The organism is Clostridium sp. (assembly GCF_029267215.1).
In the GTDB taxonomy this organism is placed as follows: domain Bacteria; phylum Bacillota; class Clostridia; order Clostridiales; family Clostridiaceae; genus Sarcina.
On sequence record NZ_JARIDH010000030.1, the window covers coordinates 1 to 25,413 of the forward strand.

Genomic DNA, 25,413 nt, shown 5'->3' on the forward strand with positions numbered 1-25,413 from the left:
CAATATTAATATTTTTAAAATAATAGAGCGGTAAAAAACCCGCTCTACTAAATTATCTTCTTAATCCTAATTCTTTGATTATAGCTCTGTATCTTTCGATATCTTGCTCATATAAGTAGTTTAATAATCCTCTTCTTTGTCCAACCATCATTAAAAGACCTCTTCTTGAGTGGTGGTCTTTCTTATGTGTTCTTAAGTGATCAGTTAAAGAGTTTATTCTCTCTGTTAATAACGCGATTTGAACCTCTGGTGATCCAGTGTCTCCCTCGTGTCTTCCGAATTTAGCAATTATTTCTTGTTTTCTCATTTTATCCATTGTTACACCTCCGATAAATTATCCCCTAGTTCCAAGAAAAAAGACGGTTACCCTTCAATCTTAGAGTTAGGTTCTATATGATTATATCAAAACTCTCTTTCCTTGTAAATCTTTATTACAAATAAATTTTTATGTTACTTTTTTCCGCGAAGTTTTTATCATTAATTAATTGTAATTTTAACTCTTCCAAAGAATTAAATTTCTTTTCATCTCTTATTTTACTTATAAAATAAAGTTTAATTTCTTTACCATATATATCTTCATCAAAATCTAGTATGTGAGTTTCTACTGTTATATTTTTACCATTAACCGTTGGATTATTCCCAACTGATGTTATCCCTTTATAAACTTCACCATTTAATTCTACATTTGTATAATAAACGCCTATTTTAGGAAGAACAATCTTTTTATTTATATCTATATTGGCAGTTGGAAAATCAATAGTTCTTCCTATTCTTTTTCCACCTACCACTTCTCCTTTTAATGAAAAATATCTACCCAACATATTATAAGCCTCATACATTCTGCCCTCTAAAACAGCATTTCTTATTCTCGTTGAACTCACAACATCATCTTTATAAGTAAATGGATCTATTATATATAATTCAACCCCTTTAGATAAAACTAATTCTTTCAAAAAATTAACATCACCCTTATTCTTATAACCAAATCTATAATTAAATCCAACCACTATGCCTTTCACATTATATTCTTTTATAAGATTATTTATAAATTCTTCTGGTTCTAAACTCATAAACTTCTTTGTAAATTCAACAAAAACACTTAAGTCAACACCTAAATATTGAAGCATTTCTGTTTTTTCTTCCAAATTAATTATAAGTTTAGGAGCTCCACCTTTATTTATTAATGTTCTTGGATGATTTTTAAATGTATAGACCATACTTAAAGAATCATTTTTTTTAGCTAACTCAATACTTTTGTTTATTAAAGCTAAATGACCTTTATGAATTCCATCAAAACTTCCTAATGCAACATAAGTCTGTTTTTGAACAACCCTCTTAAAATCACTGTTTATTAAAACCATTTACTACTCCTCTATCAGCAACTTCTCTAACTTAAATCCTTTTTCTTCCCTTTTACCTAATCCTAAAAACCTTCCACCTTCAACATAAACTCTATAAATTTTTTCAAATTCAATATCTTGATTATTATAAAGTCTACTGTCAAAAACTTTAACACCATTTCTTAAAAGCTTTCCAAATCTCTCATTTACAAACATTTTATCAAAAGAATTTAATGCCTCTTCCATAGATATTAAATGTTTTTCTAAAAGTTCTTCATTTAAATCTTCTATATTAATAGCTTCTTCTTTTGTAAATGGCCCATTTTTTATTCTTTCCAAAGCAGTCATTGTTGCACCAACATTTAATTTCTCTCCAATGTCATAACAAAGACTTCTTATATATGTTCCCTTAGAACAACAAACATCCATTTGTATATTATCAGTAGACTCTATTTCAATATTTTCTATAGAATAAATAGTAACTTTTCTTGCTTCTCTATGAACTTCTATTCCCTGTCTAGCAAGTTCATAAAGTCTAACTCCATTTTGTTTTAAAGCAGAATACATAGGTGGAACTTGATCTATTGTTCCTAAAAATGTACTTATGCAATCTATTATTTCTTCCTTACTTATATTAGAAGCATCTTTAGTTTCTAAGACCTTCCCATCTAAATCATATGTGTCAGTTATCATTCCAAGCTTTAGATTTACTCTATAAACCTTTTGATTTTCCATTATATAATCTATGATTTTTGTAGCTCTTCCAAGACAAACTGGCAAAACCCCGGATGCTGCTGGATCTAAAGTCCCAGTATGTCCTACCTTTTTCATCTTAGCTACTTTTCTAACCATAGCAACAACATCAAATGAAGTCATTCCCGTATTTTTATATATGTTAATTACCCCATTCATATATTACACCATCTCTTTATTAAGTATTTCTATTATTTTCTTCTCTGCCTCTTCTAAATCAACCTCTTTTATAAAAGCTCCTGCAGCTTTTGTATGACCGCCGCCACCAAAATTTTCTGCTATTTTTCTAACATCTAAAGTATCCTTTGATCTAAAACTAACCTTAACCCCTTCGTCAACCTCTTTAAGAAGTATGCAACCTTCAACTCCTTTAATTTGGTTTCCCAAAGATACTACATCAGAACTATTTTGAACTTCTTCTCCTAAAGAATTTAACATTTCTTTAGTTATTCTCATGAGAACTATTTTATTGTCACAAACTAATTTCATATCATCTAAAACTAAAGCCATTAATTTCATTTTAACAAAAGGTTTATTGTCAAATATATTTCTATGAATTTGATCATGTTTTATATAAGTAACTAAATCTCCTGCAATAATATGAGTTCTTTCAGTTGAATTTGAGTATCTAAAAGAACCAGTATCTGTTACTAAAGATGTATACAAACATTTGGCAATACTTTCATTCATAGAAATATTCATTTCTTTTAATAACATATATATTATTTCAGCAGTGGCTGCAGCTTCTGTATCAACATAATTTACAACACCATATTTGTCATTTGATAGATGATGGTCTATGTTCATTAAGTTTCCTTCAAATTCACTTATATCAGCAGAAATTCTCTCTAAATTTCCACAATCTAAAACTATAACACAATCAGTATCTTCTGATGGTTTTATAACCTCTCCAGTTATTTCCTCACTATATGGCAGGAAGCCTAGGTTATCTGAGACTAAGTCTTTAGAGATAACATAAGCTTCTTTACCATAATTTCTTAACCCCTGAAGCAGTCCCAATACACTACCTAAGGCATCACCATCTGGAGATACATGACATGTTATACCAATCTTTTTACTCTTATCAATAATTGATATTACATCATGTAATCTCATTTTTTATTTCTCCTTGATTTTATTTAGCAATGACTCTATGTACATTGCATTATTTATAGAATTATCTTCTTCAAATAATATTTCAGGAGTAACTCTTAGCTTAACTCTATTTCCAACTTCTCTTCTTATAAATCCAGCTGAATTTTTAAGAGCTTTTAAGCTTTCCTCTTTTTCTTGTTCAGTTTTAGCGAATAGGCTAACAAAAACTTTAGCGTATCTTAAATCCTTAGTAACTTCAACTTGAGTTACACTAACCATAGCTGTTAACCTAGGGTCTTTAACTTGATTTCTTATGATATCACTTATTTCTTTTCTTACTTCTTCGTTAATTCTTTTTCCTCTGAAGTTAGCCATAGGAATCACCTCTTTATAAAATTAAAGTTCTTTTCTTTCGATAGCTTCCATAGTATATGCTTCTATTATATCGCCTTCTTTGATATCGTTGAACTTTTCTACACTAAATCCACATTCATATCCAGAATTTACTTCTTTAACATCATCTTTAAATCTCTTTAATGATGCTAATTTAGATTCAAATATTACAATACCTTCTCTTATAACTCTTACATCAGCATTTCTAACTAATTTACCAGTTAATACATATCCACCAGCAATTGTTCCAACATTAGAAATTTTGTAAGTAGCTCTAATTTCAGCAGTTCCTAATACAACCTCTTTGTATTCTGGATCTAACATACCTATCATAGCTGATTTTATATCTTCTATAGCATCGTATATTACTCTATAAGTTTTAACATCAACACCATCTTTCTCAGCAGCAACTACTGCATTATTATCTGGTCTTACGTTAAATCCTATTACTATAGCATTTGATGCTGTAGCTAGAGTTATATCTGTTTCGCTTATAGCCCCAACAGCTCCGTGTATAACTCTTACTTTTACATCATCAGTAGATAATTTCTCTAATGATGCTTTTATAGCCTCTACTGAACCTTGAACGTCAGCCTTAACTATAACAGAAAGTTCTTTAACAGCACCTTCTTTTATTTGACTATATAAATCTTCTAATGAAACTCTATGTGAAGTAGCAAAACTTTCTTGTCTTAGTTTTTCTTTTCTAGCTTCAGCCATGTTTCTAGCAGTCTTCTCATCTTTAACAACTGTGAATCTATCTCCAGCAGCTGGAACTTCTGAAAGTCCTAATATCTCAACCGGGATTGATGGTCCAGCTGATTTTATTTTCTTTCCAGCATCATCAAACATAGCTCTGATTCTTCCATAAGTTGAACCAACTATTATTGAATCTCCCATATTTAATGTACCATTTTGAACTAGCAATGTAGCAACAGCTCCTCTACCTTTGTCAAGCTTAGCTTCAACAACTGTACCTTTAGCTCTTCTGCTAGCATCAGCCTTTAATTCTTGCATTTCTGAAGTTAAAAGAACCATTTCTAGTAATGTATCTATATTTTCTTGAGTTTTAGCTGAAACTGGTACTGAAATTATGTCTCCCCCCCAATCTTCAACAACTAATCCATGTTCGGTTAATTCTTGTTTAACTCTCTCTGGGTTAGCACCTTCTCTATCCATTTTGTTTATAGCAACTATCATAGGAACTCCAGCTGCTTTACAGTGGTTTATAGCTTCTACAGTCTGCGGCATGATTCCATCATCAGCAGCAACAACTAATATAACTATATCTGTTATTTGAGCTCCTCTAGCTCTCATAGCTGTGAAAGCTTCGTGTCCTGGTGTATCTAAAAATGTTAAAGTTTCACCATTTACATCAACAGTGTACGCACCTATATGTTGAGTAATTCCACCAGCTTCTGTACTTGTTACTTTTGCTTTTCTTATAGCATCAAGTAATGAAGTTTTACCATGATCGACATGCCCCATAACTGTTATGATTGGAGGTCTCTTAGCTAAGTTTTCTTCTTCAACTTCTAAGTCTTCTTCAAACTCTTCTAAAGTATTTTCTTCCTCTTTTTCATAAACTGCAACTTCGTATTTTTCTGCAACTTTTTCAGCCGTTTCAAAATCTATTTCTTGGTTTATTGCAGCCATTACACCAGTGAAGATAAGAGTTTTTATAACATCATTAACTGGTTTATTTAATTTTTCAGCTAATTCTTTAACTGTTATAGTTTTTCCTATCTCAATTACTTCAACTGCTTGTTCTGATGAATCCTCTTGATCACCTTTTTTTCTCTTCTTTTTCTTTTTAGCAACGTTGTTTACTTCTTCAGCAAGTTCAGCTTCATATTCTTCAACTAACTCACTACTTCCTTCACTTCCTGCTAAAAGTTCTTTTATTAATGCCGCATCTTCATCCTCTATAACGCTCATGTGGTTTTTAACCTCAACGCCAAACTCATCCATTAATACATTTATAAGAACTTTACTTGGAACTCTTAATTCTTTTGCCAATTCATAAACTCTTATTTTTGACATATATTCACCCCCGAAAAAATTTAGATGAACTAATTATTATTAGAATATGACAAAAGTTTTTTTGCCATATTCTCATCAGTTACTCCTAGTATATTAATTTCATATCTACCAATACTATATCCTAATTCTTCTTTTGAAAAACTATCAATATATGGTATATTATACTGTTCACAGTATAATACAAATTTTTCTTTCGTACGGTTTGACATGTTGTTAGAAAATATAAAAAGATATATCTTACTCCTTTTTATTTCTTCCTCACATTTATTATAACCTTCCAAAAGTTTTCCTGCTCTTTTAGTAAGCCCTAAAAAATTAAGAAATTTATCCATTTATCTCATCTCTCAATCTGTCGTAGACTTCATTATCTATATTTGTTTGAAGATTCTTATTTAATCTCTTTGCCTTAAATGCCTTCTCTAAACATTCAGCATTTTTGCAGATGTAAGCTCCTCTTCCAGACTTTTTACCAGTTAAATCCACTGAAACTTCACCTTCAGCATTTTTAACTACTCTTATCATTTCTTTCTTAGGCTTCATCTCCATGCAACCATTACACATTCTCATTGGAATTTTTTTTGGTTTCATTTTGTCACCTCCAAAGTTAGAAGAAATTATTCTTCTATTATTATCTCTTCTTCAATAACAACAGGCTCTTCATTTAATAACTCTTCAGTTGCTAATTCTTCAGCTTTAGATTTACTTTTTATGTCTATTTTCCATCCAGTTAATTTAGCTGCTAATCTAACATTTTGTCCTTCTTTACCTATAGCTAATGATAATTGACTATCATCTACTATAACCTTAGCTGACTTAGTTTCCTCATCAGCTTCTACACTGACAACTTTTGCTGGACTTAAAGCATTAGCTATATATTCCCCTGGAATACTATTCCATTTTATTATATCTATTTTTTCGTTTTTAAGCTCATCAACTATATTTTGAACTCTAACTCCTTTTGGTCCAACACAAGCACCCATAGCATCTACTGACTCATCATTTGAAAATACAGCTATTTTAGTTCTTGAACCTGCTTCTCTAGCTATGCTCTTAACTTCTACTATTCCTTCATATATTTCTGGAACTTCTAATTCAAATAATCTTTTTACTAATCCTGGATGTGTTCTTGAACATAAAACTGAAGCACCTTTAGATGTTTTCTTAACTTCTACTACATATAATTGTAATTTTTCGTTGAAATTATACTTTTCTGTAGGCATTTGTTCATTTGGTCCTAAAACACCTTCAACTTTTCCTAAATCAACAAATACATTACCTTTATCTTTTCTTATTACTGTTCCTGGTAATATATCAAATTCTTTTTCAGCAAATTCTGAGTAAATTACATTTCTCTCAGATTCTTTTATTCTTTGAATTACCATTTGCTTAGCAAGCTGTGCTGCAACTCTTCCAAAGTTTTTAGGTGTTACCTCTATTTCAACTACATCATCTAATTGGTATATAGGATTTATTGCTTTAGCATCCTCTAAGCTTATTTCTGTTACATCATCATAAACTTCATCAACTACAACTTTTTGAGCATAAACATGTATTTCACCTGATTTTTCATCACGTTTTACTTTTACATTTTGTGCTGTTGTTCCTGAATTTGAAAAATTTTTCTTATATGCTGCTATTATAGCATCATCAATTGTTTCTAATAAAGCTTCTACTGAAATACCTTTCTCTTTTACTATCTCAGATAATGCCCCTAGAAATTCTTCGTTCATTTTAAAACCCTCCTTAATTATATCTCCCCTTCAAGGTTCGCTGTCTTAATTTTCTCTTTAGGAACTTTTACATCGTTTCCTTCAAATTCAATTATTATAGTATCTTCTTGTACATCTTTAAGAATACCTTTTACATTTTTTTTACCACTTAAAGAACTCTTAAATCCAACAAAAACTTCACTTCCAATAAATCTTTTAAAATGTTCATCAGTATATAACTTTCTGTTTAGTCCTGTTGATGATACTTCTAAGAAGTATGCATCCTTTATTGGATCTTTTTCATCAAGCATATCGCTTAATGCTCTACTTACTACTTCACAATCTCTTAGTGATATTCTTTCCTCTGGCTTCTCTATATATAATCTTAAATAGTATTCATTATTTTCTTTTACATATTCTATGTGATATAGGCTGTATCCCTTTTCTTCAACTATAGGAGCACAAAGTGCTTCAAGCCCAGCTTCAAGTTGTTCTTTTTTCATTATACATCCCTCCCTTATTAAGTTTTGACTCTCTTCTTTATTGTATCCAATAAAGTAAATACCTATTAACTTATATAATAATAGGTATGCAAAAACGCAACTTTTTTTCTAAGTTGCGTTGCAAATAGAAAGAGCGGGCTTTACCGTCCCACTCCTTTACCTCAAACTATTAGTAAAAAACTTCTACTATTATAGTAACATAGTATATTTTATATTACAAGATTTTTTTAAACTTAACCAAACAAACTAAGTTGATTGCTTTCTTGCATTCCTTCTAGACATCCATGATGTCCTAAAGTCTCAATTACAGTCTTAGAAACCTTAGATCTAAGTCTTAAATCCTCCTTAGACATAAACTCTCCATTTACTCTACATTCAACTATACTTTTAGCCGCATTATCTCCAACTCCTTGAAGAGCATTTAAAGGAGGTCTTATTCCATCTTCTTCAATTTTAAACTTAACAGCTTCTGATTTATATAGATCAACTTTTAAGAATTTTATTCCTCTTTTATACATTTCATATGAAAGTTCTAAAATTGTTAGAAGCCCTTTTTCCTTTACTGATATATTGTTCCCTAATTTATTTAATTCTTCCATTTTATCTTTTATTGCAAGTTCCCCTTTACATATTAAATCAGCATCAAAATCATCCGCTCTTACTGTGAAATATGTTGTATAATAAGCCTCTGGATAATAAACTTTATAATAAGCTATTCTAGCAGCCATCATAACATATGCAACGGCGTGTCCTTTTGGGAACATGTATTTTATTCTTTTACATGATTCTATATACCAATCAGGAACATTTTTTTCTCTCATTAAAGCTTCATCATCTTCTGAAAGCCCTTTACCTTTTCTTACTTTCTCCATTATAGTGAAGGCTGTTTTAGGTGGTAAGTCCTTATACATTAAATAAACCATGATATCATCTCTTGTTGCTATACAATCTTTTAGTGTTGTATAACCTTCTTTTATGAAATACTGTGCGTTATTAAGCCAAACATCTGTACCATGAGAAAGACCAGATATTCTCACTAAATCAGCAAAACTCTTTGGCTGAGTATCAACAAGCATCTGTCTAACGAATTTAGTACCAAACTCTGGAAGTCCATAACTACCAACTTCACATCCTAATTCTTCCTTAGTAACCCCTAAAGCATCTGGTGATGTAAATAAACTTATAACTTTGGGATCATTTAAAGGTATAGTTTTAGGATCCAATCCTGTTAAATCTTGAAGCATTCTAAGAACAGTAGGGTCGTCGTGTCCTAGTATATCAAGTTTAAGAAGTCTACCACTTATTGAGTGATAATCAAAATGAGTTGTTATTATATCTGTATTTACATCATCGGCAGGATGTTGTATTGGACAGAAATTATATATTTCATTATCACTTGGCACAACCATGATTCCACCTGGATGCTGACCACTTGTTCTTTTTATACCAGTACATCCTATTGTAAGTCTCTCTATTTCAGCTTGTGATACAACTATATCTCTTTCTTGAAGATATTTTTTAACATATCCGTATGCTGTTTTCTCTGCCACCGTACCTATGGTACCAGCTTTAAATACATATCCTTTTCCAAATAAAACCTCTGTATATTTATGTACAACAGCTTGATATTCTCCAGAGAAATTAAGATCTATATCAGGCTCTTTATCTCCTTCAAAACCAAGGAACGTTTCAAAAGGTATGTCATGACCATCTTTTATATATTGTGCTCCACAATCCGGACAAATTTTATCTGGCAAATCAGCCCCTGAACTTACAGATCCATCTAAAAAGAACTCTGATTTTTTACAATTAGGACAAACATAATGAGGTGGTAATCCATTAACCTCTGTTATATCTGACATTGTTGCAACAAAAGAAGAGCCAACAGATCCTCTTGAACCAACTAAATATCCATCTTCTAATGATTTTGCAACAAGTTTTTGTGCTATAAGATATAAAACCGCATATCCATTGTTTATTATAGAATTTAATTCTTTATCAAGTCTCTTTTGAACAACCTCAGGGAGATTTTCTCCATATATGCTATGAACCTTATTCATAGTCATATTTCTTATATCATCCTCTGCACCTTCAATTTTAGGTGGGAAAGTTTCATCTGGTATTGGTTTTACCACATCAACCATGTCAGCTATCTTTTGAGTATTTTCTATAACAACTTCTCTACAAGCCTCTTCTCCTAAATATTCAAATTCTTTAAGCATTTCATTTGTAGTTCTAAAATATAATGGTGGTTGGTTATCTGCATCACTATATCCTTGCCCAGCCATTATTATTCTTCTAAACACTTCATCATTAGGATCTAGGAAATGACAGTCACAAGTAGCTACTACTGGTTTACCCATCTCTTTTCCTAAATCATATATTTTTTGATTTAATTCTATTAATTCATCCTCATCTTTTACATTTCCTTTTCTTATAAGAAATTCATTGTTTTGAATTGGTTGAATCTCTAAATAATCATAAAATGAAGCAATCTCCTTTAACTCTTCTTGAGATTTCCCCTCTAAAACAGATTTAAATACTTGACCAGCTTCACAAGCAGAACCAATAATAAGACCTTCTCTATATTCACTTATTAAACTTTTAGGAAGTCTTGGTCTTCTAGCAAAGTAATCTAAATGAGCCATAGAAACAAGTTTATACAAATTTTTAATTCCAATTTGATTTTTAGCTAATATTATTATGTGGTGAAGAGGAAGTTTTCTCACATCTATGTTAGATAAATATTTTTCATTTAATGATTTAACATCATGAATATCCATCTCTTCTTTCATCTTTTTAAATGAAAAAACTAATATATCAGCTGTTGCCTTAGCATCATCAACTGCTCTATGGTGATTATCTAAACTTATTCCTAAATGATTAGCCACTTGGTTTAATTTTACTTTTTTTAATTCTGGATAAAGATATCTTGCAAGAGGAACTGTGTCCATAACAGGATTTTTAAGATCCATTCCCATATCAGCTAAATTTTTCTTAATAAAGCCCACATCAAAGGCAGCATTATGGGCAACTAATACTGCATCCCCTACAAACTCTATAAACTTAGGTAAAACTTCACTTATTTTAGGTTTACCATCAACCATATTTTGAGTTATACTTGTAAGCTCTGTTATTTTATATGGAATCATCATTTCAGGGTCTACAAATGAACTAAATGAATCTACTATTTCTCCACCTTTTAACTTAACTGCTCCAATTTCTATAATCTTATCATTTTTACTTGAGAATCCTGTTGTTTCTAAGTCAAAAACTACATATTCGTCATCAAAACTTTCCTCATTTCCATTTAAAACAATAGGTGTTCCATTGTCAGCTAAATATCCCTCAACTCCATAAATAACTTTTATATTATTTTTCTTTGCAGCAATCTGAGCATCTGGAAAAGCCTGAACAACCCCATGATCTGTGATTGCCACTGCCTTATGACCAAATTTAGCTGCTCTCTCAACTATTTTGCTGGCAGATGTTATTGCATCCATTGAACTCATTGTAGTATGCATATGAAGCTCTACTCTTTTTTCTTCAGCTGTGTCCATTCTTTCTATTTTTGTTAATTTATTTATATCTCTAGCCATTATTACAACTTCTTTAGCATAAGGGTCCATTGTAGCTTCCCCTCTTACTTTACAATAAAGGCCTTTCTTAACATTTTCTAAAACTGTATCCTTATCCTTATCTCTTAAGAAACATTTAACAGCAATAGAACTTGTATAATCTGTTATGAAGAATGTAAGTATTATTCTACCGGTCTTAGTTTCAAAGATTTCAGTTTTAAATACATCTCCAATTATTGTTACAATTCCTGATCCCATATCTATTTTACAAATATCTATGCTATCTCCTTGAATATTTCTTCCAAGTATAGTATTTTCATTTTTAAGCTCATCTTTATATGATCTTTTTTCATAAGATACTCTATTTCTTTGTTTATTGTCAGTAGATTCCTTTTTCACAGGCTTTTCTTTTGAAGCTTCCTTCTTCATATGCTCTATTACTTTTTTAGCAATCTCTTTATTTTCATTTAACTTTTCTTCGTTATAATTTTTATTTTCTAAACTTTCATCATACTTAAATTCCACAAAAGAACTAATTCCAAAGAAAGATTTTATATATTTTTTTATTTCTCCATCAATTCCTTTTCTAGAAACTAAGTTATTTAAGAATTCAGAACCATTTTTTATTATAATTTTATTTCCTTCAACAGTCTTTGGAGAATCCATTAAAATTCCTTTTAAAACTGGATGATTAGCTATAATTTTTTCACATATATGATTCCAATGTTCCTTGACAATAGTATCTAGTGATATATCTGAAATATCTATGTAATACATAATTTCTATATTTACATCAAATCCAATAGCTTTTTTTATGTATTGTTTTACAAGATTTTTTTGTTCTTCTGTAAACTGTTCTTTGCTTTTTATTATTGTTCTTAAAGTGTTACTCTTTTTAAGTAATTGAAACTTACTTATTTCAAATTCTAAATCGCTCAGATTTTCATCTGATTTTATAGATTTATTAATTCTTTTTACAAACTCATTACTCAAAATCTAAGCCTCCTTTATCTTATAAATAAAAAAGCCATATACGACATAAAGAAGGGATATTACTCCCTCCTTTAATTATAATGTCTCTATTATTTTTATAAGTTCTTCAACTAAATCTTCTTCTTTTACTTTTTTAATAACTTCACCTTTTCTAAAGATAAGTCCTTCTCCCTTACCTCCAGCTATTCCAATATCAGCTTCTCTAGCTTCTCCTGGGCCATTTACAACACATCCCATTACTGCAACCTTAATTTGTTTCTGACAGTTTGCTAGTCTCTCTTCAACCTCTTTTGCTATGTTTATTAAATCTATCTGAGTTCTTCCACATGTAGGACATGATATAAACTCAATTCCTTCTTTTACATATCCAAAGTTTTTAAGAATTTCTTTACCTACTTTAATCTCCTCAACTGGATCTCCTGTTAAAGAAACTCTTATTGTGTCACCAATACCTTCTGAAAGTAATGTTCCTATTCCTATAGCTGATTTTATTGTTCCTCTCCAAGGTGTACCAGCCTCAGTAACCCCTAAGTGAAGAGGATAATTTGTTTTTTGTGAAGCTATTCTATAACTTTCTATCATTGTTTCAACATTAGATGATTTCATTGATATTACTATATCGTGAAAATCTAATTCTTCTAATATTTTAACATGTTCTAATGCACTTTCAACTAGGGCATCAGGGGTAGGTTTACCATACTTTTCTAAAAGTTCTTTTGATAAAGAACCTGAGTTAACTCCTATTCTTATAGGTATATTCTTCTCTTTACAAGCTTTAACAACAGCTTCCACCTTTTCCCTACTTCCAATATTACCTGGATTTATTCTTATGGCAGAAACTCCATTTTCTATAGCTTTTAAAGCTAATCTATAATCAAAATGTATATCAGCAACTAAAGGTATGTTTATTTTTTCAACTATATCTTTTATAGATTCTGCAGCTTCCATATCTAAAACTGCGCATCTAACTATATCACATCCAGCCTCTTCTAAAGATTTTATCTGTTTTACAGTTGCTTCTATATCTTTTGTATCTGTGTTAGTCATTGATTGAATAGAAACTCTAAAGTCTCCTCCAACATATATATTTCCAACTTTAACTTTTCTAGTTTCTTTTCTATTCACTAGTATTTCCTCCTGATTTTTATATTACCGGGAATATTATATCTTTTATAGTTACTATGACCATAAGGCCCATAAGTAGTGCAAAACCTACTGTATTTACAGCATCCACATACTTAGATGGAATTTCTTTTCTTGTTATCATTTGAATAAGCTCTATAAATATTCTACCACCATCTAATGCTGGGAATGGTAAAAGATTAAATACAGCTAATTGAACACTTAAAAATGCCATAAACCAAAGTAAAGTTTCTATTCCAGCCTTAGCAGCCTGACCTGACATTTTTATTATTGTAACAGGACCACCAACATCCTTTTTAAAGTTAAGATTACCTGTAACCATACTCTTTAATGATATAAATACCTGTGATATAAGACTTCTAGTTTCATTAAATCCATACTTTATTCCCTGAATTAAAGAAGGATCTTTAACTACTCCATATCCTATTCCCACTTGATACATTCCCTCTTCATTAACCATAGGTTTAACTGTTTTATTTAAAACTTCATTTCCTCTTTTTATCTCTAAATTAACAGGTTCTCCCTTTGCTAAAGCTAAACCAACAGTAAAATCTTTAGTTGTATATATTCTATGTCCATCTATTTTTAGGAATTCATCTCCCTTTTCAATTCCTATTTCTTGAGCTGGCGAATTTGGAACAATATTTATAACCTTATTTTCTACATAGCCATTATGCATAGCCATCCCTGAAAAAATTATAAGTGCAAGCACATAGTTCATAAATGCTCCTGCTCCCATAACTAAAATTCTTTGTATTGGACTTTTGGCACTTAAACTTCTTGAATCATTACTATCTTCTTCTTCTCCAAGCATTCTGACAAATCCTCCAAAAGGAAGCACTCTTAAGTTATATTCTGTTTCATTGATTTTAAAACCAAAAAGTCTAGGTCCCATACCAATTGCAAATTCTTCAACATAAATTCCATTTACCTTAGCAAGAATAAAATGTCCTAGCTCATGAATTAATATTAAGGCACTAAATGCTAATAATGCAAAAATTATATACACCCTTTCCCCTCCTAATTATATTTATCATATATATATTTTCTTACAATATGGTCTAATTCTATTACATTATCAAGAGTTACCTCTTTGTTGTAATCAAATTTATTCATACATTCTTCTATTATTTCTGGTATTTGTAGGTATGTTATTTTTTTCTTTAAGAATAATTCTACACATACCTCATTAGCACCATTTAAAATTGTAGGCATAAGTTTTCCTTTTTCACCTGCTTCATATGCCAATTTTAAACATTTAAATGTATCTAAATCAGGCTTTTCAAAAGTTAATTCTCTAATTTTAAATAGGTCTAATTTCTCACTTATATTAACTTCTCTATTTGGATAGTTTAAAGCATATTGAATAGGTAACTTCATATCTGGAACACCTAACTGAGCAATTACTGCCCCATCAGTATATTGAACCATTGAATGAATTATTGATTGAGGATGAACTACAACCTCTATATCCTTATATGGACAATCAAATAACCAATGTGCTTCTATAACTTCTAATCCCTTATTCATTAAAGTTGATGAGTCTATTGATATTTTTTGACCCATATTCCATTTAGGATGTTTTAAAGCTTTTTCAGGTGTAACTTCTTTTAACTTTTCTAAATTAAATCCTCTAAATGGACCGCCTGATGCAGTTAAAAGTATTTTATCAATTTTATTATGTGAATTTCCTTGTAATGATTGGAATATTGCACTATGCTCTGAATCAACTGGAAGTATAGCTACTCCATGTTCTTTGGCTTCTCTCATTACAAGTTCTCCAGCAACAACCAATGTTTCCTTATTTGCTAAAGCAATATCTTTTCCTTTTCTTATAGCTTCAACTGTTGGTCTTAAACCAATCATTCCTACAACTGAAGTTACAACTATATCTATTTCATCTAAAGTTGCTACTTTTATTAAACCTTCCATACCATAGATAACTTCACATTTTAATCCTTCATTCGCAACTAAATTAACTAACTTTTCATAAGATTCCTTATGATTTATAGCTACATATTTAGGTGAAAATTCCTTTATTATATCTAAAGTTAAATCTATATTTCTGTTAGCAGTTATACCAATTAATTCAAATTCATTTTTATGAAATCTTAATACATCTAATGTTTGAGTTCCTATAGAGCCTGTTACTCCTAGTATAGATATTCTTTTCATATTCTTTCCTCCTAAGTAATTCCTTAAACATACTAGACTAAATTAATCAACTTAGCCTATTATATTATTTTATATCATTATACCCATAAATACAATAATATACATTTATTATGTACTTCTCTTAATAAATATTAACATATTCTTTATTAATTTTATTTTTAAGCTCTGTTTTAAGAAGGTGTTGATTTTAGCTAACTCTTCAGATATACTTAATTAAATTTGTACTTTAAATAACACAGATTTATTTTACTATCTACATAATAAATATATTAATTTTAACTATTAATATTCTACTTATACATAATTAAAGTAATATTTATTAAAAATTCTAAACTTTAAAATAAGACAATATAAAAAGGCATAGACTATTCTATACCTTTTTACTGCTATTTTAAGAATCCCTATCTATGATTTATATATATGATTTATCTAATTATAATACTAATAAAATTCATTTTATATTTACCAATAGATTTTATTTCATATATATTCCCACCATTTTCATATGAGTATTAAATGATAATGTAAATTGAGCTTTTCCATTTTCATAATTCGCTATTACAACGGCTATTGCTATACCATCTTTTTCTTGGAATACTATTTTCTCAATTTCCTTGTATTTTCCAAGTTTATCTTGTAAAGGAGTATATGCTTTTTTTATCATATCAGTTGTTAGCTTAGATTTTAACTCATCATCTCCCATATTAACAATATCATCATACTTGCCTTCTACTAAAAAATTAACAATATTCTCTGAAGCTGTCCTTAAGTCCTTTTCATTATAATTAGAGCTTAACTTAGAGGCTCCACATCCTATAAATAATATTCCACATAAAACAACCATTAAAACAGACGTAATTTTTTTCATTTTTAATACACTCCTTAAAAATTTTCAAATATTTTTTTAGATTTAAAAGTAAAGATCAGAAAACCCAATGCAAATATACCTATAACACATTCTACAATAAATACACTTCCACCTAACTGTCCTAAAAATACTGCACAAAAGTTTACTAATCCATGTAACATTATAGCTATGAATAAATATCTTATTTCTTTTTTATTTATTCCATATAAAATTAATAGACTTAATCCAACATGAATTATAATAGCTAATATCCTTTCTACTCCCCCTATTAAAACTTCTATATTCATAGAATATAGTTTAATTAAAATTTCTGTATTCACCTTAGAAGAATATCCTAAATTTAATGAAATAACCTTAACCAGTGTTATTAAACTAGGTATTCCAAGTAATATTATTGCCTCTATGCCACCATGTCCAATACCAAAAGCAATTCCATCAATCCATCTTTTGTTATTTTTAAGTACTATTTTAAAAGCTAAGTATCTTCCTATTTCTTCAAATACCCCTGCTGATAATGATAAAAACATAATATATAAAATTGGATAAAGCACTGAAATTTCTATATACCAATTCATATTACTTAAAACATTTTTTATAAGTGGGATCCTAAGAAAAATTTGAGATATTAAAAATGTCAATCCCCCTATAAAAAGAGCCTTCATGTACCTCTTCTTTTTAAATATAAAATAACCACTTGCAACTAAAGGTATTAAAAAACATATAAATACATTTAAAAAAAGACTAACCACTAAGCTTATTGATACCACTATAAATTTCCCTCTATTCATTAACTGGAATAATTATATTAATTTTAAACTCACCACATTCAGTATCTATTCTCATGTTCCCTTCATATTTTTCTAAAGCTAAACTTACGTTTTCAAGTCCAAATCCACAATGATTCTTCTTCATGGACTTAAAGAATTTTTTACCCTTTACTAATTTACTACTTAAATTATTTGTTAAGTTTATTATTATGAATTGATTAAAAGAATCAATCTTTAAAAATACTTTTCTTTCTTCTTTACATAGACATTGTTCCTCTAAGGCATTATCAAGTAAATTTGCAAAAATTGTTGTTATATCAATATCTTTCATAAAATCAATATTTATATCTCCAATTTTACACTCTAAATTTATTCCATTCTCCTTAGCCTTAAGCATCTTATCATTTATAATTAAGTTTAAGGTTCTATTATTTACATATATTTTTTGAGAAAAACTATCCAAAAGCTTGTACATATCCTTTGCATATTCATTTCCTTTATCATATTCCTTACCCTTATATAAATCTTCTATTATTTGAAGGTGATTTTTTATATCATGAATAACTTTTCTAGAATTTCTATAATTATTTTCTAAAGAATTATAATACTCATATTGAATTTTAGATTGCTCCTCATAAAATTTAATCTTATTTTGAAGCTCATTATTTCTAGATATAGATTCAAAAACATCTGTAATGAAAAGATTTAAAATTATAAGTGAAATTATATTAAAGATTATTAAAATAACATCACTAACCCCCATATAAGTTTGTAAATACATAAGTAAGGTGATTATATATATTGTGCTAAAAGCAGGTAAAACAAAAAAGTTTAAATATTGAACCCTACTTATTTTCTTAATCTTTCTATTTTTAAACAATATTATAAATGCCCTTGATAACCCTAAATAAACAAACTGAGTTATTGTAGATAAAGTTACTCCATAAACTATTGTATTGTAAAAATTAATTTTTAAAAAAACACATGAAATATTAAATATTAAAGCTACTAGAGATTGAGCTAAAAATAACATTACAACATATATACTGTAATATAATAGGTATATCTTTTCTTTGTTATATAGAAAATGTCCTATAATCAAAATCCCTATAAATGTTACAAATAGATTTATTGTTCCGCTCCCACTTAAAATACCTATTGAAAACAAAGTCAAAGTAAAAATCAAATAAGCTATTACATAAAGATATTTAGGGTAAAATATCTTTCTATTAAATCTTTTAAAAAAATCAAAAACTATAAATGTAGAAAAAAAACCTAATATTATATTTACTACAGTAGCTAATAGATAAATTGCATTATTCATCATATCTATACACCTACATGAAAATACAGCTTTCTAAAAATACATTAAGCTTTTCTCTAAAATCAACAGCCTTTTTCTGAGATAATGGAATTATTGTTCCATCCATCATTAAAATATCATATCCCTTTAAAGATTTAACATGCAATAAATTCACCACAAAACTTTTATGCGGCATTAAAAAATTATGTTTTTTCATTTTATCCCCAATAGTAGTTATTTTATCTTTAATAACATAAGTTTTTTCTTTAGTCTTAATATTAACTTTTCTATTAAAATATTCAAAATAATATATATTCTTAATATCTAATTCTACAACACCTTCCGATGTAATGAACTTTATAAATTCATCTTTTCTTTCCTCCCTCATATAAGAAGTAACCTCCTTTAGCTGTTTGTGTATTTCTTCCTCATTTATAGGTTTATTTAAATAAGCGAAGGCATGAACCTGAAAAGCTAAATTTACATACTCAGTAAAACTTGTTAGATATATTATTTTTACGCATTTATTATATTTTCTTATGTTTTTAGCAGTTTCTATGCCATCAATCTCTGGCATATCTATATCTAAAAAAATCAAATCAAAAGTTCTTTTTTCTTTTAAAAGTTCTTCTCCACTATGATATATACATATGCTTTTTTCACCTTCCCAACTTTCTACATATTCTTTAGTTTTTTCTGCTATTCTTTTATTATCATCACATATTGCAATTCTTATCATTTAAAATCTCCATGGATAAATTTCTAAATTTTGTATCTTATGTTATTTAAATTATATAATCTCAAATTTCTAATTACAATATATATTACATAAGGTATTGATTTTCATGACTAACTTACAGAATTAATACAGTAAATTCTAAATTTACGCATAAAAAAATGCCTTAGAAAAATCTAAAGCATTAAAATTTTAATACAAGTGTTAAATAGAAGAATACCACAGTACCTGCAAATAAGATACTATCAAATCTATCTAATATTCCACCATGTCCTGGTATTAAATTACTATAATCTTTTATTCCAGCATATCTTTTTATTGATGATGCAACTAAATCACCAAACTGACAGAACACACCACAAAGTATTCCTATTATAAAATAATGATAAACTGGTATTGAAACACTTCCTGAAATAGCTATTCCAAATATACCACAGGCTAATGTACTACCTATTATCCCACCTATAGACCCTTCTATAGTTTTTTTAGGACTAACTTTTGGACATAATTTATGCTTACCAAAAAATCTACCTGAGTAATATGCTGTAGTATCACAAAGCCATGATGATAAGAATATTAGCCAAACTAGATATTGTCCACTTTCTTTTGTGTTTACTAAATATATAAAACTAAAGAAAACTCCTACGTAAATAAATCCTAAAATTGTTACAGCAACATCTATAAAAGTATATTCAATATCAAGTATAGGAACACATAACAAAATAAAAGTTCCTATTATTATAAAAAATGATAACATCTCAAAATTATTTGAAGTTAAGTAGTATAAGGCTAAAAGTATATATCCTGCAATAGATATTGGTTTTAATTTTGCCACCTTAACTGTTTTATAATATTCATATAAACCAGCAACCGATAATGCTATAGTAAAACCTTTTAACCACACTCCTCCTAGGAATATGAAAGCAATAAATGGTGCTATTATAAGGGCTCCTAAATATCTGCTATTTGATTTCACTGAAATCACCTCCATATTTTATTTAATTCCGCCAAATCTCCTATCTCTATTTTGAAAATCATAAATTGCCTTTCTTAAGTCATCTCCATTAAAATCTGGCCAATTTATTTTAGAATACCAAAACTCTGAATAAGCGCACTGCCATAATAAGAAGTTACTTAATCTTTGTTCTCCACTTGGTCTTATTATAAGATCTGGATCTGGCATACCTTTAGTATAAAGATAGTTTTCAAACATAGTTTCATCTATGTCATCTAAGCTTATTTTTCCCTCTTTAACATCTTCTACTATGGATTTTACTCCTCTAATAATTTCATTTCTTCCACCATAATTTAATGCTAAAGATAAAACTACACCAGTATTATTCTTAGTTTTTTCAATAGCTCCTAATATAGCTTTCTTTGGTTCTTCAGGAAATTTTGATAAATCTCCAATAGTTTTAACTATTACTCCATTTTTATGTAATTCTTCAATTTCATTTTTTACGAATTCCACAACTAACTTCATAAGAGCATTAACTTCATCTTCTGGTCTCTTCCAATTTTCAGTAGAAAACGCATATAAAGTTAAGTATTTAACGCCTAATTTATCACATTCTTTTACTATAGTTTTTATAGTTTTAACACCAGCTCTGTGTCCCATAGTTCTTGGAAGACCTCTTTTTTTAGCCCATCTTCCATTACCATCCATTATTATTGCTATATGCTTTGGCATTTTCTCTTCTATTAAAACTATTTCTTTTGAATCTTCTTTTCCTTTTTTACTAAAAATATCTAGCATAGAAGGTTCCTCCTTAAAAACATATCTTTAAATAACAAAAAAACCTGCTAAAGAGCAGGTTTTTTTAAATTAAATTGACATAATCTCTTTTTCTTTAGCTGCCACTATAACATCTATTTCTTTAACAAATTTATCTGTTACTTTTTGAACGTCTTCTTCGCCCTTTTTCATTTCATCTTCAGTAAGAGTTCCTTCTTTTTTGAAGTTTTTAATCTTATCATTTGCATCTTTTCTTATAGATCTTATAGCAACTTTAGCTTGCTCTCCAGCTTTCTTTACATTTTTAACTAAGTTCTTTCTTGTTTCTTCAGTTAATTCTGGAACTAAAAGTCTGATTATAGCACCATCATTATTAGGATTTATTCCTAAATCCGACTTTAATATAGCTTTTTCTATTTCTTTAAGCATTGGCTTTTCCCAAGGTGTTATAACTAATAATCTTGGTTCTGGTGATGATATATTAGCTACCTGGTTTAAAGGGCACATACTTCCGTAGTATTCAACCTGTATTCTATCTAACATAGTTGGATTAGCTCTTCCAGCTTTCATTGTAGCTAGTTCTGAGTTTAAAGAATTTATAGTTTTGTTCATTTTCTCTTCTGATTTTTTAAGAACATCTTTAATCATTTAAAAATCCTCCTTATTTTTTACTTACTATTGTTCCTATCTTCTCTCCTAAGATAGCCTTCTTAATATTTTCAGGCTGATCTAAAGCAAATACTAATATAGGAATGTTATTGTCCATACAAAGTGATGTTGCAGTTGAATCCATTACTTGTAATCCTTGCTCAAGTACTTCTATATATGATAATTCATCATATTTTTTAGCATCATCGTATTTATGTGGATCTTTATCGTAAACTCCATCAACTTTTTTAGCTAACAATATTATATCAGCTTCTATCTCAGCTGCTCTTAAAGCCGCTGCTGTGTCAGTTGAAAAATAAGGGTTTCCTGTTCCTGCTCCAAATATTACTACTCTGCCTTTTTCTAAGTGTCTCATAGCTCTTCTTCTAATGTATGGTTCTGCTATCTCTTTCATTTCTATAGCAGTTTGAACTCTAGTGTGTACACCTAAAGATTCTAGTGAATCTTGAAGTGCTAAGGCATTTATTGAAGTAGCTAGCATTCCCATATAGTCAGCAGTAGTTCTGTCCATTCCTTCTCCACTTCTGCCTCTCCATATGTTTCCGCCACCTACAACAGCTCCAACTTCTACCCCCATATCAACAAGCTCTTTTACAGCCTTAGCTATATTCATTGCTATATTGAAATCTATTCCAAAACCATTTTCTCCTGCTAAAGCTTCTCCTGATAACTTAAGCATAACTCTTTTGTATTTACAAGTTCCCATCTCAAACCTCCAAAACGCTGAAATTCTCTATTTTTGTTAATATTTTTTGTATATATTCTAAAAAAAAGAGAACACAGTGTGTTCTCTTATGTTATTATTTTCCGCCCATTTTAGCTACTTCTTCAGCGAAGTTTTCTTCTTTCTTTTCGATACCTTCTCCTCTTTCGAATCTTACGAATTTGTTGATAGTTATCGGAGAACCTACTTCTTTAGATTTTTCTGCTAATAATTTTGATATTGACATATCGCCATTTTTAACCCAAGCTTGCTCTAAAAGACAAACTTCTTTACAGTATTTCTTAACTCTTCCCATTACCATTTTATCAATAATGTGCTCTGGTTTACCTTCGTTAAGAGCTTGTGCTCTGTATATTTCTTTTTCTTTTTCTAAAGCTGCTTGATCAACATCAGCTTCTGATAAGAATAATGGGTTAGCAGCAGCTATTTGCATACAAACATCTTTAGCAACTTCTGCTAATACTGGTGATGAAGCTTCGCATCCTAACTCAGCCATAACACCAATTCTTCCACCACCGTGGATATAGCTTTGAACTAATCCGTTTTCAACAGAGAATCTTTCGAATCTTCTTACGCTCATGTTTTCACCGATTTTAGCAATTAACTCAGTTAAAACTTCTTGAACTGTTTTATCTCCTTCTAATTTCTCTGCTAATAATTCTTCTACAGTTTTTGCTTCTGAATTAGCAACTAATTCTGCTACTCTTCCAGCAAATCCTATAAATTCTTCATTTAAAGCAACAAAGTCAGTTTCACAGTTGATTTCAACTATTGAACCTTTCTTCATGTCTTCTGATACGAAAGTTTTAACTATACCTTCAGCTGCTACTCTTCCAGCTTTCTTAGCTGCAGCTGCTAATCCCTTTTCTCTTAAAACTTCAACTGCTTTTTCCATATCTCCATTAGTTTCAGTTAGCGCTTTTTTACAATCCATCATTCCTGCGCCAGTTTTTTCTCTTAACTCTTTAACTGATTTAGCTGTTATCATTGAAATTCCTCCTGACTATTTAATTAAAAGGTAAACGAGACAGAGTCTCATCTACCTTTTCAGTATTTATGTTAATATTACTCTGCTAATTGCTCGCCTTGTCTTCCTTCGATTACAGCGTCTGCCATTTTACCAGCTATTAAATTAACTGCTCTTATAGCATCGTCGTTTCCTGGAATTACGTAGTCAACTTCTTCTGGATCACAGTTAGTGTCAACTATAGCTACTACTGGGATTCCTAATATTTTAGCTTCTGCTATTGCGTTCTTTTCTTTTCTTGGGTCAACAACGAACATAGCTCCGATGTTTGAAGCATCTAATTCTCTGATTCCACCTAAGTTTCTTTCAAGTTTTTCTCTTTCAAGTTTTAACTTGATTACTTCTTTCTTAGGTAAAACTTCGAAAGTTCCATCTTGCTCCATTTCATCTAATCTGTTTAATCTGTTGATTCTAGTTTTGATTGTTTTGAAGTTAGTTAACATTCCTCCTAACCATCTGTGGTTAACGAAGTACATGTTTGATCTTTCAGCTTCTTCTTTAACAGCTTCTTGAGCTTGTTTCTTAGTTCCAACGAATATTACGTCTTTACCTGATTCTGATACTTCTCTTATGAAGTTGTAAGCTTCTTCAGCTTTCTTTACAGTTTTTTGTAAATCGATTATGTATATACCGTTTCTTTCTGTAAAGATGTAAGGAGCCATTTTAGGGTTCCATCTTCTTGTTTGATGTCCAAAGTGAACACCAGCTTCTAATAATTGTTTCATTGAAATTACTGACATTATTATTTTCCTCCTCAATTGGTTAATTCCTCCACTATCTACATTCTTCATAGAAACTACAATTTGTAGCACCAATCTACGAATTCGATAATGTGTGTATTTGTTACCTTTGATAGTATAACATAGGGTAGTTAAAGTATCAACAGGATTTTTTTATTTTTTCAAAATATATAGAATTTTAAAAATTAAGGAGATGTCTAAGACACCTCCTATTACTTTATCTTTTTAAGTTCATCCATTAATTTTTCATTTAGTATCTTAATGTGAGTACCTTTCATTCCAAGACTTCTTGACTCAATAACTCCTGCACTTTCAAACTTTCTTAATGCATTTACTATAACTGATCTCGTTATTCCCACTTTATCAGCTATTTTTGAAGCTACAAGTAATCCCTCATTTCCATTTAACTCACTAAAAATGTGTTCTACAGCCTCTAACTCTGAATATGAAAGAGTTCCTATAGCCAGCTGAACAACTGCCTTTTTACGAGCTTCTTCTTCTATTTCACCCTGTCTAGATCTTAAAAGCTCCATTCCAACAATTGTTGCACTATATTCAGCTAAAACTAAATCATCGTCATTGAATTCCTCACCAAATCTAGCTAATAGTAAGGTACCTAATCTTTCTCCATTACCAACTATAGGAACTATTGTTGATATCTTTTGAGAAATTAAGCATTCTCCTACTCCTTCAAAAACACAAAAACCTTTATTTGATATGTTAGCCAATGTATCTTGAATATTAATTAACTTATCATTATAATCCTCTGGAAATTTTTTATTAACAACGACTTTTTCTTTCATTATATCACATTCAAATTTTTCAGAAAAAGAATAACCAAGTATCTTTCCCTTTCTTCCTACTAAATATACATTACATAACATAACTTCACTTAACAATTCGCATATATCTTCAAAAGCTATAGCTTCTGTACCTGATTTTTGTAAAATCTTGTTTAATCTTCTAGTTTTATTAAGTAGTGTCGACATTATATCCTCCTCGCACCATTCTACAAAAGATGTAAATTTCAGAATCTTTAAAATATTCTTATAATAATCCCATTATTTAAATATTAACATAGTACCTATTTCATTTCAACAAATATTCACATGGAATATA

25 protein-coding genes are annotated in these 25,413 nt (G+C 29.6%); all 25 read right to left on the reverse strand.

The genetic code is table 11. The features are described 5' to 3' along the window. Positions 1–52 precede the first annotated feature (52 nt). Positions 53–316 carry a 30S ribosomal protein S15 gene (gene rpsO / locus Q1K13_RS04695; RefSeq protein WP_300348061.1) on the reverse strand — a complete coding sequence of 88 codons (264 nt, stop codon included), beginning with the start codon at positions 314–316 and terminating at the stop codon, positions 53–55. 115 nt (positions 317–431) lie between these two features. Further along, the gene (locus tag Q1K13_RS04700) at positions 432–1,361 is read right to left on the reverse strand and encodes a bifunctional riboflavin kinase/FAD synthetase (protein WP_300348063.1); all 930 of its coding nucleotides are present in this window, start codon (positions 1,359–1,361) and stop codon (positions 432–434) included. Between the two features lie 3 nt (positions 1,362–1,364). Further along, entirely contained in the window at positions 1,365–2,252 is an 888-nt protein-coding gene (truB, locus tag Q1K13_RS04705; protein ID WP_300348064.1) for a tRNA pseudouridine(55) synthase TruB, read from the reverse strand. A 3-nt stretch (positions 2,253–2,255) separates the two neighbouring features. Further along, a complete protein-coding gene (locus tag Q1K13_RS04710) occupies positions 2,256–3,209 on the reverse strand; it encodes a DHH family phosphoesterase (RefSeq protein WP_300348065.1) in 954 nt (317 codons plus the stop codon). 3 nt (positions 3,210–3,212) lie between these two features. After that, positions 3,213–3,563: a 30S ribosome-binding factor RbfA gene (rbfA, locus tag Q1K13_RS04715; RefSeq protein WP_300348066.1), complete on the reverse strand. Its 351-nt coding sequence runs from the start codon at positions 3,561–3,563 to the stop codon at positions 3,213–3,215. Between the two features lie 21 nt (positions 3,564–3,584). Then, positions 3,585–5,624 carry a translation initiation factor IF-2 gene (infB, locus tag Q1K13_RS04720; RefSeq protein WP_300348067.1) on the reverse strand — a complete coding sequence of 680 codons (2,040 nt, stop codon included), beginning with the start codon at positions 5,622–5,624 and terminating at the stop codon, positions 3,585–3,587. A 29-nt stretch (positions 5,625–5,653) separates the two neighbouring features. Then, positions 5,654–5,956, reverse strand: coding sequence for a ribosomal L7Ae/L30e/S12e/Gadd45 family protein (locus Q1K13_RS04725; RefSeq protein WP_300348069.1), 303 nt, complete (start codon positions 5,954–5,956; stop codon positions 5,654–5,656). Continuing rightward, positions 5,949–6,212, reverse strand: coding sequence for an RNase P modulator RnpM (gene rnpM, locus Q1K13_RS04730; protein WP_300348070.1), 264 nt, complete (start codon positions 6,210–6,212; stop codon positions 5,949–5,951). The genes Q1K13_RS04725 and rnpM overlap by 8 nt, the downstream gene beginning before the upstream one ends. Before the next feature lie 26 nt (positions 6,213–6,238). After that, positions 6,239–7,354: a transcription termination factor NusA gene (gene nusA, locus Q1K13_RS04735; RefSeq protein ID WP_300348071.1), complete on the reverse strand. Its 1,116-nt coding sequence runs from the start codon at positions 7,352–7,354 to the stop codon at positions 6,239–6,241. Positions 7,355–7,371: 17 nt separating this feature from the next. Continuing rightward, positions 7,372–7,836, reverse strand: a complete 465-nt coding sequence (gene rimP, locus Q1K13_RS04740) for a ribosome maturation factor RimP (protein WP_300348072.1) — start codon at positions 7,834–7,836, stop codon at positions 7,372–7,374. A gap of 233 nt (positions 7,837–8,069) precedes the next feature. Continuing rightward, positions 8,070–12,407, reverse strand: a complete 4,338-nt coding sequence (locus tag Q1K13_RS04745; RefSeq protein WP_300348074.1) for a PolC-type DNA polymerase III — start codon at positions 12,405–12,407, stop codon at positions 8,070–8,072. 75 nt (positions 12,408–12,482) lie between these two features. After that, complete coding sequence (gene ispG / locus Q1K13_RS04750; RefSeq protein WP_300348107.1) at positions 12,483–13,538, reverse strand: flavodoxin-dependent (E)-4-hydroxy-3-methylbut-2-enyl-diphosphate synthase; 1,056 nt, start codon at positions 13,536–13,538, stop codon at positions 12,483–12,485. A gap of 13 nt (positions 13,539–13,551) precedes the next feature. After that, complete coding sequence (rseP, locus tag Q1K13_RS04755; protein WP_300348075.1) at positions 13,552–14,559, reverse strand: RIP metalloprotease RseP; 1,008 nt, start codon at positions 14,557–14,559, stop codon at positions 13,552–13,554. A gap of 11 nt (positions 14,560–14,570) precedes the next feature. Then, positions 14,571–15,725: a 1-deoxy-D-xylulose-5-phosphate reductoisomerase gene (locus Q1K13_RS04760; protein WP_300348077.1), complete on the reverse strand. Its 1,155-nt coding sequence runs from the start codon at positions 15,723–15,725 to the stop codon at positions 14,571–14,573. 475 nt (positions 15,726–16,200) lie between these two features. After that, positions 16,201–16,593 carry a DUF3887 domain-containing protein gene (locus tag Q1K13_RS04765; RefSeq protein ID WP_300348078.1) on the reverse strand — a complete coding sequence of 131 codons (393 nt, stop codon included), beginning with the start codon at positions 16,591–16,593 and terminating at the stop codon, positions 16,201–16,203. 14 nt (positions 16,594–16,607) lie between these two features. Further along, positions 16,608–17,381, reverse strand: a complete 774-nt coding sequence (locus Q1K13_RS04770; RefSeq protein ID WP_300348079.1) for a YhfC family intramembrane metalloprotease — start codon at positions 17,379–17,381, stop codon at positions 16,608–16,610. Then, positions 17,374–18,687, reverse strand: coding sequence for a sensor histidine kinase (locus Q1K13_RS04775; RefSeq protein WP_300348081.1), 1,314 nt, complete (start codon positions 18,685–18,687; stop codon positions 17,374–17,376). Before Q1K13_RS04775 ends, Q1K13_RS04770 begins: the two co-directional genes overlap by 8 nt. Before the next feature lie 10 nt (positions 18,688–18,697). Further along, positions 18,698–19,402: a LytR/AlgR family response regulator transcription factor gene (locus Q1K13_RS04780; protein ID WP_300348082.1), complete on the reverse strand. Its 705-nt coding sequence runs from the start codon at positions 19,400–19,402 to the stop codon at positions 18,698–18,700. 181 nt (positions 19,403–19,583) lie between these two features. Then, the gene (locus Q1K13_RS04785) at positions 19,584–20,375 is read right to left on the reverse strand and encodes a phosphatidate cytidylyltransferase (RefSeq protein ID WP_300348083.1); all 792 of its coding nucleotides are present in this window, start codon (positions 20,373–20,375) and stop codon (positions 19,584–19,586) included. An 18-nt stretch (positions 20,376–20,393) separates the two neighbouring features. Beyond that, positions 20,394–21,155 (reverse strand): undecaprenyl pyrophosphate synthase, encoded by a 762-nt coding sequence (gene uppS / locus Q1K13_RS04790; protein WP_300348085.1) that lies wholly within the window; start codon positions 21,153–21,155, stop codon positions 20,394–20,396. Positions 21,156–21,224: 69 nt separating this feature from the next. Next, positions 21,225–21,782 carry a ribosome recycling factor gene (frr, locus tag Q1K13_RS04795; protein ID WP_300348086.1) on the reverse strand — a complete coding sequence of 186 codons (558 nt, stop codon included), beginning with the start codon at positions 21,780–21,782 and terminating at the stop codon, positions 21,225–21,227. Between the two features lie 13 nt (positions 21,783–21,795). Continuing rightward, positions 21,796–22,509 carry a UMP kinase gene (gene pyrH, locus Q1K13_RS04800; RefSeq protein ID WP_300348088.1) on the reverse strand — a complete coding sequence of 238 codons (714 nt, stop codon included), beginning with the start codon at positions 22,507–22,509 and terminating at the stop codon, positions 21,796–21,798. 94 nt (positions 22,510–22,603) lie between these two features. Further along, positions 22,604–23,515 carry a translation elongation factor Ts gene (tsf, locus tag Q1K13_RS04805; protein WP_300348089.1) on the reverse strand — a complete coding sequence of 304 codons (912 nt, stop codon included), beginning with the start codon at positions 23,513–23,515 and terminating at the stop codon, positions 22,604–22,606. Positions 23,516–23,592: 77 nt separating this feature from the next. Continuing rightward, positions 23,593–24,294, reverse strand: coding sequence for a 30S ribosomal protein S2 (rpsB, locus tag Q1K13_RS04810; protein ID WP_300348090.1), 702 nt, complete (start codon positions 24,292–24,294; stop codon positions 23,593–23,595). 212 nt (positions 24,295–24,506) lie between these two features. After that, positions 24,507–25,283 carry a GTP-sensing pleiotropic transcriptional regulator CodY gene (codY, locus tag Q1K13_RS04815; protein WP_300348092.1) on the reverse strand — a complete coding sequence of 259 codons (777 nt, stop codon included), beginning with the start codon at positions 25,281–25,283 and terminating at the stop codon, positions 24,507–24,509. Positions 25,284–25,413: the final 130 nt, after the last annotated feature.